The following is a 17,596-nucleotide window of genomic DNA, read 5'->3' as shown; positions in this document are numbered from 1 at the left end:
TAGACGAAATCGGAGGCCAATACAAGAACCTCTCTAAATAATCCGCCTCCCAAGTCTCCCCAAATAGATATGATATTTACCACAGCAATACAAAATGACGTTATTTCTCAAAAGAAGCACTCTTGCCGCAACGGCAAGAGTGCTTCTTTGATCGAATGTTATTCGGCTACTACCTTCACATTCAACCCATGCTTCTTGAACACTTCGGATACAGCAGCTTTCGCTTCATCCGCATCTGGCCCGTGAACGTGCAATTCATAGCTTTGTGTATTCACGAGCGTCGTGAAGAGACCCAAAATACTCTTTACATCGATATACTTATTATCTGCTTGAAGAACGATGGATGATGCAAATTTGCCCGCTGTTTGGGCAATTTCAACTACCGCTTGATTGTTGTTCGCCACTTTAGAATCCCTCCGCGTCTCACATTGGAATAAATATATTACCATGATACATTGAATCCGCTTCCCTAGCAAGGTATATTATCGTTTATTTCAAGTTCTCCGGATTCAATCCTTCTAGCTCCGGCAATACAAAAATACCGTCTTTACGGATCAATACATCGTCAAAATAAATCTCCCCGCCGCCATATTCCGGACGCTGAATCAGAACCAAATCCCAGTGGATCGACGACTTGTTCCCGTTAAACGCCTCTTCATAAGCTTGCCCTGGCGTAAAATGAAGGCTGCCGGCAATCTTCTCATCGAACAATATATCCTTCATCGGATGCAAAATATAAGGGTTAAAGCCGATGGCAAACTCTCCAATATATCTGGAGCCCCCGTCCGTATCCAATATTTTGTTCAAGTTTTCCGTGTCGTTGCTCGTCGCCTCGACGATCTTCCCATTCTCGAAACGGAATTTAATGTTCTCGAAAGTAATTCCATTATACAAGGTAGGCGTATTATAGCTGATCGTTCCATTCACGGAGTCTCTTACCGGCGCTGTATAGACCTCGCCATCAGGGATGTTGCGCTCTCCAGAACATTTAATGGCTCCGATTTCTTTAATGGAGAAAGACAGATTAGTACCTGGGCCGGTAATCCGCACTTTGTCCGTGCGTTTCATTAAATCAGCCAACGCGTCCTGCGCCCGATCCATCTTAGCATAATCCAGATTGCACACGTCGAAATAGAAATTTTCGAATGCTTCAGTGCTAGTATTGGCCAGCTGCGCCATGCTGGCGTTCGGATAACGAAGCACGACCCACTTTGTATGCTTCACCCGCTGCTCGCTATGTACCGGATGGGAGTAGAGCGAATTGTAAAGCTTCATCTTGTCTTCAGGAACATCGGACAGCTCATTTACATTTGTACCTGCGCGGATGCCGATATAACAATCCATTTGCTTCATCCGGTTCAAGTCAATTTCTGCCCACGTTTTCATCTGCTCCTCATTTGCATATTTGAAAAGCGAACGTTGCACCGTCCGGTCGGTTAACTCGACAAATGCATTACCGCCCTTTCTGCCTACCTCCTCAATGATGGCGATTAATAAATCCCGCTCATTGCCAATCATTTCGACAAGCACATTCTCTCCTGGTTGAACATCAACTGAATATCCAACCAAATTCTCTGCTAATTTCTGTATTCTTGGATCTCGCATACAGACTTACGCCTCCTCTAATTTACATAAGCATCATCCTGTTAGCTAAGATTAGGAAGCTGCTTACCTAAGTTGAACAGTGGTAAATTCATTCTCTATTGTAGCATGATGACCCATACTCTTCCAAGGGATAAGGAATTGATCCGGAATGGGCCTGCCGCTATCTATAGTCGGCAAATCGGTTATCCGTCCGCAGCATCTCCTGCTGCGGGGCTCCTTGAGGACTTAAATATGTTAATCTCGATTCCGAGGTCAGGCGAATCGGAAGACCGGTCTTGGCATTGATGGTAAGGTGGTAAACTGCTTCTGTTTCGGCTTGATTCAGCATTTGTACAAGCTGCTCGTGACCGGCGCTCCATATTTGCTCCGTCTGGCTTGTCAGCTTTACCCGCTTAGCGTCAGGCAGCTTCGCAAGCTTTTCCTCCCACTTCTGTTTAACCTGTGTCATTTCCTTTTCCAACTCTCCGCCAATCAAAGCAAGGGCATCCTTGGGATCAAGTTCAATACGCAGCACTTTTGTTCCTCTCGCCGCCCCGCTTTCCAATTTAATCGACTTGCCTGCCGTGCGGATATGCTCCAGCTGCTCTAGCGGATTTAACCGTGCCAAGCCTGTACCCAGAGCCTCTTCGTCGGACACGATATGCCAACGCCGCTCCATCGCCTGAAGCTCCGTCTCATATACTTCCCCCGTACGCTTTCCAGAGGCCAGAAGGCCTCCCTTGTTGGGATCGCCTTCCGCTAACACCGTCCTCATCGTCAGACGATGATGATCATCCAGCTTTCCGGTATAGCTTAAATTTTGCTCCAGCACCCTCTTCTCGCCACGCCACAATGCAGCTTGGCCCTGAAAAGTCATTGTGTCGACACCGGCCAAGCCGGACCAAGTCTGATTAAACCATTCTTCGCCGGTTTTGGCTTCTTGTAATCGGCAGGACGACATGATAAGTACGGCTAGCAAGCAAAGGCCCATTAAGATGAACCTGTAAAATAGACTCATTCTGCTGTTACCTCCCTTGTCTCTTAAGGCTATACACTGTTAGCTGTAGGCTGTCCCTACCTAAAGAATCTATTCGCCGAAAAACGCAAAAACTGCCTCAAGCTGCGAGGCAGTTCTTACTCCGACTTTCCCTGTTTCAACCCATTTGCGTCTGATTTCTACCGTTGTTTTTCGCCTTGTACAATGCCATGTCGGCCTGGTAAAACAACGATTCGACGCTGATCTTGTCATCATCCCGGTTCCATTCCGCAATGCCGCAGGAAACGGTCACCTTCGGCTCTGTCTCCTGCTCCACCCGCAACCGAATCATCTCCGCGATTTGATGACCGTGCTCAATGCTGGCTCCAGGCAAATACAGGGCCAGTTCCTCTCCACCCCAACGGGCGGCGATATCCGTTTTTCGAATCGTATTTCTGATAATCGAGCAAACTTGCTTCAAAATCTGGTCTCCCGTTTGATGCCCGTACGTATCATTGATCCCCTTGAACTGGTCAATATCGACGACAATTAATGATCCGTTGTTATCCTTTTTCTGAAACTCTTGAATCGTATCATCCAAATAGTGGCGGGCGTACAGCCCTGTCAGCATATCCCGGTTGGCCATTCTTCTTACCTCTGCATGCAGAGAAGCGTTAGCGATGGCGAGGCCGATATGGGAAGCAAGCACCTGCAGCAATTTATAATTCTCATATGAGAAAAATCGTTCTTCCCGATGAGACAGCATAATGACGCCGTTCACTTCTCCTCTTACGATTAAAGGAGCTGCAATAAGAGATCGGGAATTCGTCTCCTCCATTAATTTGGATGAAAATTTATTATAAACCTTGTAATCGGACAATATTATCGGCTCTTCGGTGGAGTAGACCAAACCGCTAAAGCCGTAATCCTTCGGAAAAAACTCCTTTTGGGACAATGAAGGTACATTGCTGGACATGATTTCGAAATACTCATTCTCTTTCGCAATTTGCGATATGCAGCAAAACTCCGCCTTAAAAATCGACATCAATTCTTCCGTGGCGAATTTAAAAACTTCTTTGGGACGAAGGCTCTGATTCAGCCGCTTGGTCAGCTCATTAATGAGCCGCAGCTCGCTGATTAACAAATTGGACTGCTCGTATAGCTTCGCATTCTCGAAAGCCGTTCCTGCCGTGTCGGCCAGCATACTGATCAGCTGCAGGTCGACTTCTTCCACCTGATCCCGCGGCAGAAGCAAATGAAACACGCCGTAGACCCCCTGCTTGCCAATGAGCGGTACCGCGATTTCAAGATAAGGCTCGCCTTCAGTGCCTTCAAGCTCTCTACGCAGCATTCTCCCTTCCATAAATGCCCGGACACACACATGCTCCTGCTCCCCATGCAGCAGCAAGGATTTTACCCTCGGGTCACGGCTTAGATGATCCTGCGACATCAATAGCTCCACCTTGGCATCCGGATACATGCCGGCAATTCTCTCAAACACTTCAGACAAAATGGAGTCTACATCAATTTTACCATGCAGCTTCTGAACGACCTGAAACAATATGGAGCGGCGATGCTCCTCACGTTTAGCTTGCTTCTGAATGGTCAGCAAATCAAGCACGAACCAGGCCTCAAATCTCTTGTAAAAGCATGACGGAAAATAATGGGCATTCGTTTTTACTAGAATAGTGGACACAGCGGCATCCAGCCCATCCTTCAGCACACAGCCGAATATTGCAAATAACTGACCTTTCGTCCGCGTAAAGACCGGAACAGTAATGCAGCTGTTCTGCTCGAATGATCTGACGGTACAGTCGAGACTTTGCACGCTGCTAGCCAGCGTCTCTGCCACGAGCGGCAGAATCGGCATGTCCGCCTCAAGGATTGCCCCCTGATGATTGGCCACAAACCATCGCGCCCCTCCAAGTTCGGGTAATTCAGAGACCTCCTGCTTCCAGTCGGCGTAGCCTTTCTGAATGAACGGTTCAATATACGAGTAATCATGCTCTGTTATATCAAGCTGCTCCAGCCAACTCATGTGTTCGCTAGCTTCCTCAAATAGCATAGACAGGGAAGAATTCGGAATTGTATCTATCGTCGGGTCATCTCTTGATTGTTTGGCCATAGGAAAACTCCTTTTCGTCGCACTTGGAATACGGCGATTTATTGGTAACCTAAGCTATTCAACTCTGTCCATTTATAACAGCTGCTATGGTTGTCTCTTCCGTCCTGTAATTCCACTCTGTGGTTCCGATTTCTGTGACTATATGTTTATTTTACTATCTTCCTTGCCTTTTTGCATTAAATTTACTTCATTCTACCACACTTTTTTAGGCCGAAAGCCCTATCGACATAAACCCCGCTTTTCATACAAAAACCACATCTTGACTTTATTCAATGATTTCATATAATATATATTGTTGATAAAGACTGGATAGGTCTTTGATTGGGGCGTAACGCATGCGGCACCCTCTGGATTTTGTTGCTGTCGGGACAGCGGCTGAACTTTCCTGGCAGATGAGCGTAATTATATTCTATCCTTCGCTCACATAAACAAAGTCCGCGCAAGTAGAACCCTATAACGAAAATTTAAAATTAAAGGAGTCTACCTATACAATGGCACGTTACACTGGTCCTAAATTTAAACTTAGCCGCCGTCTTGGCATTTCCTTGAGCGGTACTGGAAAAGAATTGAAGCGCCCTTTCCCTCCGGGACAGCATGGCCCGACCCAACGCAGAAAAATTAGCAACTACGGCATGCAGCTTCAAGAGAAACAAAAGCTTCGCCACATGTACGGTCTCGGCGAGAAGCAATTCCGCACTTTGTTCAACAAAGCGCAAAAAATGAGCGGTATCGCGGGCGAGAACTTCATGTTCCTCCTCGAGACTCGTTTGGACAATCTTGTGTATCGCCTGGGCTTCTCCAACTCCCGTGCTGGCGCACGCCAATTGGTATCCCATGGCCACGTTACTGTTAACGGCAAGAAAGTCGACATCGCTTCTTACTCTGTAAGCCCTGGCGATGTAGTCGGTCTTCGTGAAAGAAGCCGCAATCTTTCCACGATCAAGGAAGCTCTTGAGAACCGTTCGCACGTTCCTGCTTACCTTGAGTTCAACGACACGGCACTGGAAGGCAAATTCATTCGTTTGCCAGAGCGTTCCGAGTTGTCCCAAGACATCGATGAGAAACAAATCGTCGAGTTCTACAACCGTTAATAGGAAACCAAAACCGACTTACGTCCTTACCGACGCGAGTCGGTTTTTTTATTTCCTAAAATTACGACGGTCAATGATCTGATGAATGATGCTCCTGTTTACAGATGTCCCTCCCAATGAATAGCGATATGCATTTTAGCTAGTTATTACATACATACTTTTAATAAGTCAATCCCCTTCTGCCAAGCCACAGACGTTACTTTCTGTATGACCATTCTTTGAAAGAGCATTCAAATCCCTTAATTTGTGCTATAATGTTGCTGTTAAAAAGGAGGATATTTCATGGCTCGCGATAACGATACAAGCTCCAACAAAAAGCAACAGAAGAACAAGGCAAAAGCGCCGAAGCGCTCGAAATGGCGCTGGGTCTGGGCGACACTAGGCTGGCTGACCCTGCTCGGATTCGCTGCCGTTCTCTTTGCCGGAGGCGCCGTATTCGGTTACGTCTCCTCGATCGTTAAGGATGATCCTGTGCGATCCCGCGCTGATATAGAAGCGAAGATCAACCATAATGAAATGACCGGCTTTGCTTATTTCCGCGACGGTTCAGGTATCGGGCAGCTTCGTTCGGAAGAAGACAGGCGGCCGATAAGTTACGATGAAATTCCTGCTTCCGTAATAGATGCGGTTATTGCCATCGAGGACAACAACTTCGACCATCACATCGGCGTCGATTTCAAGGGAACGATGCGCGCGGTCAAGCAGCGGCTTCTGAAGGAAGATATCCAGACTGGCGGCAGCACGCTGACTCAGCAGCTAGCCAGACGCGTATTTCTTAATCTGGATAAAACGGACAACCGAAAGGTCAAGGAAATTTTGCTTGCCGTACGTCTGGAACGTTTTTTATCCAAACCGGAAATTATTACAGCTTATTTGAATAAAGTTCCTTTTGGCAACGGCTCAAATGGCTACCAGGTGTATGGGGTTAAGGCTGCGGCCAAGGGCATATTTAACATTACCAACCTGAACGATCTCAATATTGCCCAAACTGCTTATTTGGCAGGTCTGCCTCAACTCCCTTCCGCCTATTCTGCTTTTAACGGCAAAGGAGACTTTAACGAAGAGGCGTTCGCGCGTGCGATCAAACGGCAGCAGCTCGTGCTGTTCCGAATGCTGGAAGAGAACAAAATCAGCAGAGAACAATATAATGAGGCGCTAGCCTTCGACATCAAAGGCTCTTTGGCACAGCAAACAAAGAAGGCTTACGAGACTTATCCTTATCTCATGCTTGAAACTGAGCGACAGGGCGCTCTCGTCATCGCTATGATGAATAACCCTGAGATGAGCAAGGAAGAATTGCTCGGCAGCCCGCAGTTGCTTGAAGAAGCGCGTCAGCAGCTTCTTACAGGAGGCTACCGCGTATATACAACGATTGACAAGCAAGTATATAACTCGATGCATAAAGTATCCGAAAATGCCGACAACTTCAGCCCATATAGTGAGAAGAAAGGGCTCGAACAGGTCGCCGCGATTATGCTAGACAATCGTACCGGTGCCATTCTCGGCATGATTGAAGGCAGGGACTTCTATACCGAGCAAATGAACTATGCTACACAGATGAAAAGGCAGCCCGGCTCGACGATGAAGCCCATTGCCGCTTACTTGCCCGCTATGGAGCTTGGGCTCATTCAGCCGGCCAGCATCATCGACGATTCGCCGATTATTTTGCGGGACTATTCGAAGGGCTACCACATTCCGGTGAACGCAAGCGGCGGTTATAAAGGTCTGGTTACAGCAAGAACAGCCCTCAATGAATCACGGAACGTGCCAGCAGTCAAAGTATTCAACCAAACGGTGGGCATCGAGCAGGCCTGGGAGTTCTCCAAGAAGCTCGGCATCACCACGCTCGTTGAAGAAGATTATGGAGCGCAAACCGGGGTGCTCGGCGGACTGAAGTACGGAGTTACCGTAGAGGAGCTTACGAATGCTTACAGCACGATCGCCAATGGGGGCGAATTTACCGACGCATATATGATCGAGAAAATTACCGATTTCAAGGGTAATGTCGTCTACAAGCACAAGGTCGAGCCTGAGCGCGTGTTCTCTGAGCAGACCGCTTATTTAATGACTGACATGCTCCGTACGGTCATTACCGACGGAACGGCAAAATCGCTGAAGAGCGATTTTAAAGGCTATGGCAAAATACCGATCGTCGGCAAAACGGGTTCTACGCAAAATTACGCGGATGTGTGGTTCATGGGCTACACTCCTGACATATCGCTCGGCGTTTGGATCGGCTACAAAGAACCAATCAATACGCTGTCTAACGCCGGCAAATCGAGAGCTCGCTCCATTTGGGCCAAGGTCATGAACGAAGTAACCGAAAGCAAGCCCGAGATATTCGAGAATAAACAATTCGATAAGCCGGAGGGCATCGTGACCAAGACTGTTTCAGGCTACAGCGGCAAGCTGCCTACGGCGCTTACGCAGCAGGCCGGAAAAATGGTGACGGATATATTTAATGCGAAATATGTGCCGACCGAATCGGATGATGTGCTGGTTCGAGCGAAATATGTAACGTATGAAGGTGTGAACTATATACCGCATGACACTACTCCCTCGGATATGGTGCTAGAGAAAGTTGTCATGAAGCGCGAGAAGCCGATCAAGGAACTGGTTGACGATCTTCAAAAGGCTTTCTCTAGTATGAAGGGGGGGCATAAATCGCTCAGCTTCTACATGCCGAAGGATGCGGGCGAGGATGCTCCGACCAAGTTGGATCCCCGAGTGGACGATGGCAAAGATCCGTCGGCGCCGGGCGATGTCCAAATGACATCGGCAGGCGGGGCGGCAAAAATTACTTTTGCTAAGAATGCCGAAAAGGATGTTGTTGGTTACCGCCTTTATCGCTCCACAGGCGGAGGGCCCTTCCAGTCGACCGGAAACGTCGTGCTGACAGGTCAGGATACGATGTTTACAGACTCCGGCTCCGGCGGCAATTATGCCTATCATATTACGGCTGTGGACGTCGCTGGACGCGAATCCGCACCTAGCGCAGTCGTAAGCTTCGACAGCTGGGAAGGGATTCGTAATCCAGGAGATTCGGATCCGGGATCATTGCCGGAACCCGATTTGGATAATTTGGCGCCGCCTAGCGCACCGGCTCAAGTTGGCGTGCTAAGTAATGAACAGGAAATTACGGTAACTTGGGGGGCGAATGCTTCCGAGGAACATATTACGACGTATCAAATTTATTTCTCCGACACTGCGGACGGTACGTATTCCAGACTGGGCTCCACCCCATCCACGCAATTCTCATTTAAAACGGATGCAGCAAGCGGCTGGATTAGAGTAACGGCTATAAATGCACTAGGTGAATCCTCACCTTCCGCTTCAGTACAATTTAATAACTAACTAACGCAACGCAAAAAAGCTTTTACGGAACGAAACGTTTCCGTAGAAGCTTTTTTCTCTTTTCTATGAAATATGCTTTTAGTTATTTTCATCGGTAACTACGTCCAAGCAGCCAAATGAAAGAGTCATATACTGTTCGAGAAGGAGGTGACAACCATGAAAAAAGCTTTTATCTCTCAAGCCACTTTTCCTAGACTCAGCTTGTTTAGAGACGAGAATTACCGAGGACGCAGATTCGTAGTTCGCGGCAATGTCGGGATACGGAATCTGGAGCGCACTTTCGGCGATATTGAGAGCTTACGCTTCTTCTCTCCTAACTCGGGCGCCACCTTAGTTTTGTTCTCTCGCACTAATTTCAGAGGAAACTTCCGAGTTTTTCGTGGCGTAACTAATATTGCCGATCTGGACGACATTATTGCAGGCAATGAGCCTGAATCGATTATTAGCTCCAACTCTCGCTTGAGCCTGGCAGCAATTCGGACGATTCGCAGAACAGGTAATTTGCCTAGCGGCTTCAGATCCATTTAATATCCCCTAAGCCAAACGGGGCGCTCGGCTAGATCGCACTTGGATCTGCCGGGCGTCCCCTCCTATTTTCGCTGAAGCTTACCGCGATTAACGTTCCCCGCCCCACCACGCTTCGCACCTCAACCGTGCCCCCATGCGCCTCGGCAATTTCTTTGGCTATCGCCATGCCAAGTCCGCTTCCTGACGTTGAACGGTCGGTGGCGATTCCCCGATAATACCTTTGGAACAAACTCTTCCGGTCAAGGGACAGTGGGTTGAAGAATAACAGGGAGCATACGACAGAAAGACGCCGGGCTGGGCAGGCCGGCGTCTTCTTATTCTAAATAAATGATGAGTGATGATAGCTGGATGGATTTAATCCTCTATCGTCGACAGATCCCCAGTTGGCAGATTCAACTCCCATGCCTTGAGAACCCGGCGCATGATTTTACCGGATCGCGTCTTTGGCAGCTTATCCTTAAATTCGATTTCCCGCGGTGCGGCATGGGCAGACAGCCCTTCCTTCACGAACCGCGCAATGTCCGCCTTTAGTTCCTCTGAAGGCTCGTATCCATCCAAAAGCGAAATGAACGCCTTAATAATCTCGCCCCTCGTCGGATCGGGTTTCCCGATCACGCCTGCCTCCGCTACCGCCGGGTGCTCTAGCAGCTTACTTTCTACTTCGAACGGGCCAATCCGTTCTCCAGAAGAATTAATAACGTCATCGATTCGACCCTGGAACCAGAAGTATCCATCTTCGTCCATATATGCCGTATCACCGGAAATATACCATCCAGGAATGCGGAAATATTCTTCGTATTTCGGAGCGTTGTTCCAAATGAGCCGCATCATGGCCGGCCAAGGCGTTCGGATCGCTAGATTTCCCATCCGGTTTGGCGGCAGGATCCTGCCATTATCATCGATGATTGCTGCTTCGATGCCAGGCACCGGCTTACCCATCGAGCCTGGCTTAATCGGCATCGACGGATAATTACAAATCAGTTGCCCGCCCGTTTCCGTCATCCACCATGTATCATGGATTCGCAGCCCATACACTTTGTTGCCCCAGCGTACAACCTCGGGATTCAGCGGCTCGCCGACAGAAAGAACATGTCTTAATGACGACAGGTCATACTGTCCGATCATGTCCTCCCCTGCTCCCATCAGCATCCGAAACGCGGTCGGCGCGCTGTACCAGACGGTCACTTTATTCTGCTGAATCGTATTGTACCAGTCCCCCGGGCTAAAACGTCCCCCGCGAACTACATTCGTAACTCCGAGCAGCCAAGGCGCGAAGATGCCGTACGAGGTTCCCGTCACCCAGCCAGGGTCAGCTGTGCACCAATACTTATCGCCTTCCTTCAAGTCTAGTACCACTCTGCCGGTATGATAATGCTGAATCATTGCGTTATGAACATGATAAACCCCCTTAGGTCTACCCGTAGAGCCGGAGGTATAATGAAGTATCATCCCATCTTCCCGGTCGACCCATTCAATCTCGGTCTCCGGAGAAGCCTGCTTCAGTTCGGCCATAAAATCGATCAATCCTGCCTCTTGCGGAAGCTCCTCGCCAACGAGGAATACATGCTTAAGGATAGGCAGTTCATCCCGTTTGATACGGGGCAGCAAGGCAGGCGTTGTCACGATAGCCACCGCACCGCTGTCCTCCAGCCGGTCTTTGACGGCAGTCTCCATAAATGCTTCAAAGAGAGGCCCGACAACTGCCCCTACCTTCAGCGTGCCAAGCACGCTGATATATAGCTCTGGGCTTCTTGGCATAAATACAAAAACACGGTCGCCCTTGCCTACCCCGTAATTGCGGAGCACATTCGCAAATTGGTTCGACAACGTGCTCAGTTCCTGATAAGTGTAGGATTCATTCCGCGTCGAATCGCTGAACAACAAAGCCGCTCGATCACCTTTTCCTGCATCCACATGACGGTCGATGGCTTCATAAGCCATATTGACCCGCCCTGTGTCATACCAGGAGAACTGCTTCTCCACATCGCCCCAATCGAACTTGGCGCAAGCTTCTTCGTAACTCCCTAAATTGGACGAGGAAGCTACCTCCGAAATAATCTCACCTTGCAATTGACTCATTGTTTCATCCTCCCTTGAATCTGTCTAGAACTCATCATAAAAAGCAAATTCAATCATGAAAACGGATACACGTTGGCGAATTTCACAATGCGGGTCATGCGGATCATTGCTGTCAACCTATCAATGCAGTTTGAAGCGGTATCCACTTGTTCATGAGAGCCATAGTGTAATTAGTCAAGTATTCGTAAGCGGGATGTCAAGAGTTATTTATGAAAGTTTTATGTCGGAATACATTATATCACACGCTTTTGTAAGGGGCTATACTTTTCAAATTTTCATTTTTCTGTTATAAGTGAGGGGAACGAGCAAAGGAGGCGGCAATAATGGAACATCATAAAACGCATATCCGCCATAGCCTATCTAAAGGAGATCGCGAGATCATTGTTGAAGGCCCTATCGCTCCAGAGCTTCTACAGAGCTTTCAAATGCATGCGGATCTCGACGCTTTCCGCAAACCGCAGGATCAGCATGAAGCATTGATCGAAATTGCAGCTCTCCCGGAAGGCCGAATAATCATCGCCAGAGAGCATGATACCATCGTCGGTTATGTCACATTTCATTATCCGGATGAGATGGAGCGCTGGTCGCAAGGAAACATGCCCGATCTCATCGAGCTTGGAGCCATCGAGGTTGCCAATGACTACCGCGCTTTCGGACTCGGTTCCAAGATGATCCGAACAGCCTTCGAGCAGGATCAGATGGAGCAGTACATCGTGTTTACGACAGAATATTACTGGCATTGGGATTTAAAAAGCAGCGGACTCAGCGTGTGGGATTATCGGAAAATGATGGAGCGGCTGATGAAGACCGTGGATATGGTCTGGTATGCCACCGATGATCCGGAAATTTGCTCCCACCCGGCAAATTGCCTGATGGTTCGCATCGGGAAGAATGTTCCGCTGGCATCTGAAGAGCAATTCGACCGCATTCGTTTTCAGCAGCGGTTCATGTATTAAAAAGAAAAACGCTCATGCAGATGATGACACGAAAGCAAGGAGAGTGCGCGATGACTGGAAGCGCTTTTTTGATTCACCATGACAAGGCTATGAATTATCATTTTCACGACAGCCATCCTTTTCACCCGATCCGGCTTAAATTAACGCTTGATCTTCTAGCCGAAGCGGGGGCTTTGGAGCCTTCATCGATGCTGCGTTCGCGTCCGGCAACAGAAGCGGAGCTGCTGCAAATTCATCAGTTGACCTATGTCGAAGCAGTCAAAGCGTTAAGCGCGGGTGCGCCTGAACCGGATTGGCTGGAGCGCGCGGCGCAGTATGGACTGGAGAACGGAGATACCCCCTTCTTCCCAGGCATGCATGAGGCTGCCTCCTTTGTTGCTGGAGGCTCTATTACGGCTGCCGAGGCGGTTATGTCCGGCCGCTGCCAGCATGCCTTACATTTAGGCGGAGGCCTGCATCACGCCCTTTCCGCCAAAGCAGCGGGCTTCTGCGTTTATAATGACGTCTCCGTGGCCATCGCCTATGTTCGGCAGAACTATAAAGCACGGGTGCTCTATATCGATACGGATGTACATCACGGAGATGGAGTACAGTGGAGCTTCTATTCCGATCCAGAGGTATGTACATATTCCATTCACGAGACCGGTAAGTATTTATTTCCGGGAACTGGCTTCGTGCAAGAAAGGGGCGAGCATCAAGGCTATGGTACATGCGTCAACATTCCTATGCAGCCCTACACCGAGGACGAGTCGTGGTTGGAATGCTTCGAGCAATCGATCAGGCGCCTGACAGATTACTTCAAGCCGGATCTCATCATCAGCCAGCACGGCTGTGATGCGCATGCGCTAGATCCGCTCTCTCATATGCAATGCAGCATGGCAATCTATAACGAAATGCCCGCGATTATACATAACCTTGCCCACACGTATTGCAGCGGGCGATGGGTCGCTGTGGGCGGAGGCGGGTATGATATATGGCGCGTTGTCCCCCGGGCATGGAGCCTGCTCTGGCTGGAGATGACAGATCATCCTTTAAAACGCTCGTTGAAGCAGCTTCCCCGAACACAGCTGCCGCAGGCCTGGAGAGAGCGGTGGCAGGGTCAGAGCTCCGTGAGCCTCCCCGCTGAATGGCTCGATGACTTAACGCATTGGGAGGGGATTCCTCGCAGAGCCGAAATCACAGCAAAAAACCGCGAGAGTCTCGCGGTTGCGCTGCAGGATTTCCCTGAGCCTGATTAACGGCTAAGGTTAGCCACCATCTCATTTAAAATTTCGAACGAGCGCTGAGCTGCCAGCACTGTAAATTCGGCGAAGTTAATATCAGCCGTACCATCGGCTTTGTCAGACATCGACCGCAGGATAACATAAGGAATTTGATTCATATGACACACTTGGGCGACCGCCGAGCCCTCCATTTCTACGCAAGCCCCCTCCATCGTCTCATGGAGATCGCGCACATAGTCGTAGTTAGAAATAAACTGATCCCCGGACAGCACTTTACCGACAATAAAGTTGTTGTCCGTGCATAGCTTGGAGCAAGCTTCTTCTGCAAGCCGGATCAGCTTGCGATCGGCTGGAAAATCCGAAACATCCTGATAGGGAATTATCCCTCGGGCAAAGCCGAGTGGCGTCACATCCATATCATGCTGCTGACACGAAGAGGAAATCACGATATCCCCAATATTGAGCTCGGGATGTACCGCGCCAGCAACTCCCGTAAACAGAATCGTATCCACTTGAAATCGATCGATCAGCACTTGCGTTGTCGCAGCGGCATTGACTTTGCCAACGCCTGATTTACACACAACAACCTCTTTGCCGTGAAACAAGCCGGTCGCGAAATTAAGGCCAGCGAACACAACCGTGTTCTGCCGTTCCACCTGCTCTAGCAGAAGAGCTATTTCTTCATCCATGGCACCTATAAGCCCGATCGTTGCGGCCATAAGATCTCCTCCTCCTTTTTTTCCCTAAAAAAAGCTCCTGTACAGGAGCTTTTTCCGTAAACCTTTTTCATATATTTGTCTTTAATCTTCTTCTCTATCTATAGTTGATGATTCAGCCAAGCCGATTATACATGGCTGACTGACAATCGAAGAATCGTCTCGTGCGGCAAAATAACCTTTGAGCTCTCCACGGTCTCTTTCTTCATCAATTTCGTCAATAGACGCATAGCTACTGCACCCAAGTCGTACATCGGCTGAGCTACCGTAGTCAGCTGAGGACGTACCATCGATGCCATACGAATATTGTCCACGCTAATAATAGAGAAATCTTCAGGAACTTTCAAACCTTCATCCTGGATACTATGGATCGCCCCAATCGCCATCTCGTCCGTAGCAGCAAAAATTGCCGTCGGGCGCTTCTTTAGACCCAGGAAATATTTCATAGCTTCGACACCGGATTCGTAACGATAGTTGCCGATGCGCACCAGATCCTCCTGGTACTCAATACCCGCTGTTTCCAATGCCCGCTTGTAACCTTGGAATCTTGCGTACCCGTTTGCCGGATCCTGCAGCGTGCCGCTGATCATTGCAATCTCACGGTGTCCGTGTCGAATCAATGTGCTGACTGCGTCAAAGGCTGCTGCCTCATGATCGATATCGACGGAAGGAATCGAGCCGTTCTCGTCGCTTGTCGCACACAAAACAACCGGAACAGAGGAGGTTTGGAAAGCCTGCATATGCTCTTCCGTCACTGCCCCACCCATAAAGAGAAGCCCGTCCACCTGCTTCTCAAGCAGCGTGTTGATGACGCGAATTTCCTTCTCCTTCTTCTTGTCTGCATTACATAAAATAATGTTATAGTGATACATATTAGCGATGTCTTCAATGCCCCGAGCGATTTCTGCAAAGATTGAATTTGAGATGTCGGGAATCACTACGCCAACCGTAGTCGTCTTCTTGCTCGCAAGCCCTCTTGCGACTGCGTTCGGACGATATCCCAAACGTTCAATTGCTTCATATACTTTCTTCCGGGTTTGCGGCTTCACGTTAGGGTTGTTGTTGACAACCCGTGAAACCGTGGCCATTGAGACGCCTGCTTCACGTGCCACATCATAAATGGTAACCGTCACATTCTTCTCTCCATTGCCAATAGATTTTCACTCATTCATCCCGTAGTTTTCAAGCTCCAATTAGGTTTATGATACGACAAAATTTTACTTTGTGCAATGTTCACGCTTTATTCAGCTAGAATTCCCTCTAGGGCTTCTGAAGTAATGTCGGAATGGGAAGTATGCCAAACGGCTTGCTCGTTTTTGACTAGAATGGCTTGAGGGGATTCATGCTTCACTCCAAGACGTTCTGCCGCTGCATTCGATACGCCCCTGTCTTCAACAACGTATATAACACCATAGGTAACAGCTTCATTGGGACTTTGACTTAAGTATGCTTCAACTTCCCGGTGCGCTCCCGAGCTAATGGGACAACGGGTACTATGTTTGAATAACAACAACGGCCCATGCACTGAGTCTTCCATAGCCTCAGTTAGCTCCTCTATGGAAGTTATTCTTTTCAAAGCAGCCATAATATATCCATCCCCTTTATCCGACAAGACATATTTAAACATACTTATAAGATATATTAACAAAAAAAAGACAATAAACACAACTCATCTCAGTATTTTTACTAAAACCGTACTTAATTCGCCCCTGAAAACTGACTGTAATTTACAAAGTCGGAGATTTGCGACAACCTCTTGGAAATATCGTCCATCCAATGGCGGTCATTCATCTCTTTGGCGCATCCATACACATCAAGCAGAAGATTAATGCGCTCCTTGCACTTCTGTTCGAGAATAACCTCGAAGGACGGAGACTCCGTCTGGTTCCAGGTTCGGAAAATGCTGAACATCACGTCGGCCAATTCGTTTACCTCATTAAAAAGCACGAGCCCCTGCTCATCGCTGTCCTTCAGCTCGCCAAGCAGAGCTAGCAGATCCGTTTTGACAGCCGGAAGCACTTCGTAGTGACTGCATTGCTCGCATTCAAATATCGGTACCCTGTCAATTTCGATAACTCCCCCAAAAATAAGCACTCTAAAATCGAGGCTCATTTTTTGCCCGCAATGACACAGCTTGCGCACAGTACCACCTCTTCTTACAAATCATTTTTCATTTTGGCTGCCCGTCGACTCGTTAAGTTACGATTAAAAATGTGAATTTGGATGATGAATGATGTATTCGACCCTTAGGGGATAATCTCCTGTTCGAGGATATCAAATGCTTGTTATTTCCTTGATTGGAAAGGAGTAATTCCTAGGCTGCAGAGCATGGCAGTATGAAAAACAACTTTATTTTTGATACAATTAAAATATCGAAAACGATTTTCGTCAAGACCGATTGAAATGAGGAGGCGTGGATATTGAGACTAACTGGTAAAAGAGTGATCGCTTTAGTGGATGAAGAATTTGAGGATTTGGAGCTCTGGTACCCGATTTACCGGGTACGTGAAGAAGGCGCCGAAGTTCATCTCGTCGGGTTGGAGAAAGGCAAAAAATACATCGGAAAGTACGGCGTGCCTGCTGAGGCTGACTATAGCTATGAGGAAATCAATGCCAAAGATTACGACGGCATTCTCGTTCCGGGCGGATGGGCTCCGGACAAGCTGCGTCGCTATGGCAAAGTGCTTGAAATGATTAAAGAACTTCACGCAGCGAAGAAGCCGATTGGGCAAATCTGCCATGCGGGATGGGTTCTGATTTCCGCCGGTATTCTTCAAGGGGTTACCGTAACCTCTACGCCGGGAATCCGCGATGACATGGAAAATGCAGGCGCAATTTGGAAGGATGAGGCGGTTGTCGTGGACGGTCATATTATTTCGGCTCGGCGTCCGCCCGATCTGCCTCCATACGGCAAAGCATTTGTCGATGCTCTCGCCAAGGCGTGAACTAAGGCTTCATCCTTTG

The 17,596-nt window shown here is 48.5% G+C and carries 16 protein-coding genes; 6 read left to right on the top strand and 10 right to left on the bottom strand.

The features are described 5' to 3' along the window. Window positions 1–158: 158 nt before the first annotated feature. The 4 genes from CZ379_RS14440 to CZ379_RS14425 all read right to left on the bottom strand — a co-directional run bounded on the left by CZ379_RS14440 (window position 159) and on the right by CZ379_RS14425 (window position 4,685). Window positions 159–404 (bottom strand): HPr family phosphocarrier protein, encoded by a 246-nt coding sequence (locus tag CZ379_RS14440; RefSeq protein WP_125083009.1) that lies wholly within the window; start codon window positions 402–404, stop codon window positions 159–161. 85 nt (window positions 405–489) lie between these two features. After that, window positions 490–1,605 carry an aminopeptidase gene (locus CZ379_RS14435; RefSeq protein WP_110932251.1) on the bottom strand — a complete coding sequence of 372 codons (1,116 nt, stop codon included), beginning with the start codon at window positions 1,603–1,605 and terminating at the stop codon, window positions 490–492. A 160-nt stretch (window positions 1,606–1,765) separates the two neighbouring features. Continuing rightward, window positions 1,766–2,602 (bottom strand): hypothetical protein, encoded by an 837-nt coding sequence (locus tag CZ379_RS14430; RefSeq protein ID WP_110932250.1) that lies wholly within the window; start codon window positions 2,600–2,602, stop codon window positions 1,766–1,768. A gap of 136 nt (window positions 2,603–2,738) precedes the next feature. Continuing rightward, window positions 2,739–4,685, bottom strand: coding sequence for a sensor domain-containing diguanylate cyclase (locus CZ379_RS14425; RefSeq protein WP_110932249.1), 1,947 nt, complete (start codon window positions 4,683–4,685; stop codon window positions 2,739–2,741). Between the two features lie 491 nt (window positions 4,686–5,176). Here CZ379_RS14425 and rpsD point away from each other — a divergent pair, with 491 nt between their 5' ends. The 3 genes from rpsD (at window position 5,177) to CZ379_RS14410 (ending at window position 9,658) form a co-directional block, all read left to right on the top strand. Beyond that, window positions 5,177–5,776, top strand: coding sequence for a 30S ribosomal protein S4 (gene rpsD, locus CZ379_RS14420; RefSeq protein ID WP_110932248.1), 600 nt, complete (start codon window positions 5,177–5,179; stop codon window positions 5,774–5,776). A 282-nt stretch (window positions 5,777–6,058) separates the two neighbouring features. Then, window positions 6,059–9,130: a transglycosylase domain-containing protein gene (locus CZ379_RS14415; protein WP_110932247.1), complete on the top strand. Its 3,072-nt coding sequence runs from the start codon at window positions 6,059–6,061 to the stop codon at window positions 9,128–9,130. A 156-nt stretch (window positions 9,131–9,286) separates the two neighbouring features. Beyond that, window positions 9,287–9,658 carry a hypothetical protein gene (locus CZ379_RS14410; protein WP_110932246.1) on the top strand — a complete coding sequence of 124 codons (372 nt, stop codon included), beginning with the start codon at window positions 9,287–9,289 and terminating at the stop codon, window positions 9,656–9,658. 28 nt (window positions 9,659–9,686) lie between these two features. On the opposite strand, the gene CZ379_RS14405 is transcribed toward CZ379_RS14410, so the two are convergent. Further along, the gene (locus CZ379_RS14405; protein ID WP_234404915.1) at window positions 9,687–9,887 is read right to left on the bottom strand and encodes an ATP-binding protein; all 201 of its coding nucleotides are present in this window, start codon (window positions 9,885–9,887) and stop codon (window positions 9,687–9,689) included. 125 nt (window positions 9,888–10,012) lie between these two features. Further along, the gene (gene acsA, locus CZ379_RS14400) at window positions 10,013–11,737 is read right to left on the bottom strand and encodes an acetate--CoA ligase (RefSeq protein ID WP_110932244.1); all 1,725 of its coding nucleotides are present in this window, start codon (window positions 11,735–11,737) and stop codon (window positions 10,013–10,015) included. A 323-nt stretch (window positions 11,738–12,060) separates the two neighbouring features. Between acsA and CZ379_RS14395 the strand changes: the two genes are divergently transcribed. Together CZ379_RS14395 and CZ379_RS14390 are read left to right on the top strand one after the other, a co-directional pair. After that, window positions 12,061–12,693 (top strand): GNAT family N-acetyltransferase, encoded by a 633-nt coding sequence (locus CZ379_RS14395; protein WP_110932243.1) that lies wholly within the window; start codon window positions 12,061–12,063, stop codon window positions 12,691–12,693. Window positions 12,694–12,743: 50 nt separating this feature from the next. After that, the gene (locus tag CZ379_RS14390; protein ID WP_110932242.1) at window positions 12,744–13,931 is read left to right on the top strand and encodes an acetoin utilization protein AcuC; all 1,188 of its coding nucleotides are present in this window, start codon (window positions 12,744–12,746) and stop codon (window positions 13,929–13,931) included. Here the strand turns inward: CZ379_RS14390 and CZ379_RS14385 are convergent. The 4 genes from CZ379_RS14385 to CZ379_RS14370 form a co-directional block, all read right to left on the bottom strand. Continuing rightward, window positions 13,928–14,635, bottom strand: a complete 708-nt coding sequence (locus tag CZ379_RS14385; protein ID WP_110932241.1) for a 5'-methylthioadenosine/adenosylhomocysteine nucleosidase — start codon at window positions 14,633–14,635, stop codon at window positions 13,928–13,930. The two genes, CZ379_RS14390 and CZ379_RS14385, sit on opposite strands and share 4 nt — an antisense overlap. Window positions 14,636–14,760: 125 nt before the next feature. Next, window positions 14,761–15,765 carry a catabolite control protein A gene (gene ccpA, locus CZ379_RS14380; protein ID WP_110932240.1) on the bottom strand — a complete coding sequence of 335 codons (1,005 nt, stop codon included), beginning with the start codon at window positions 15,763–15,765 and terminating at the stop codon, window positions 14,761–14,763. Between the two features lie 107 nt (window positions 15,766–15,872). Continuing rightward, a complete protein-coding gene (ytxJ, locus tag CZ379_RS14375) occupies window positions 15,873–16,217 on the bottom strand; it encodes a bacillithiol system redox-active protein YtxJ (RefSeq protein ID WP_110932239.1) in 345 nt (114 codons plus the stop codon). A 113-nt stretch (window positions 16,218–16,330) separates the two neighbouring features. Beyond that, the gene (locus tag CZ379_RS14370) at window positions 16,331–16,774 is read right to left on the bottom strand and encodes a hypothetical protein (RefSeq protein WP_110932238.1); all 444 of its coding nucleotides are present in this window, start codon (window positions 16,772–16,774) and stop codon (window positions 16,331–16,333) included. Window positions 16,775–17,049: 275 nt separating this feature from the next. On the opposite strand from CZ379_RS14370, the gene CZ379_RS14365 reads away from it, so the two are divergent. Further along, window positions 17,050–17,577, top strand: coding sequence for a type 1 glutamine amidotransferase domain-containing protein (locus CZ379_RS14365; RefSeq protein WP_110932237.1), 528 nt, complete (start codon window positions 17,050–17,052; stop codon window positions 17,575–17,577). The last annotated feature ends 19 nt before the right edge of the window (window positions 17,578–17,596 follow it).

The sequence above is a fragment of the Paenibacillus bouchesdurhonensis genome (assembly GCF_900155685.1).
GTDB lineage: Bacteria > Bacillota > Bacilli > Paenibacillales > Paenibacillaceae > Fontibacillus > Fontibacillus bouchesdurhonensis.
This window is presented reverse-complemented; position numbering and strand designations above follow the sequence as displayed.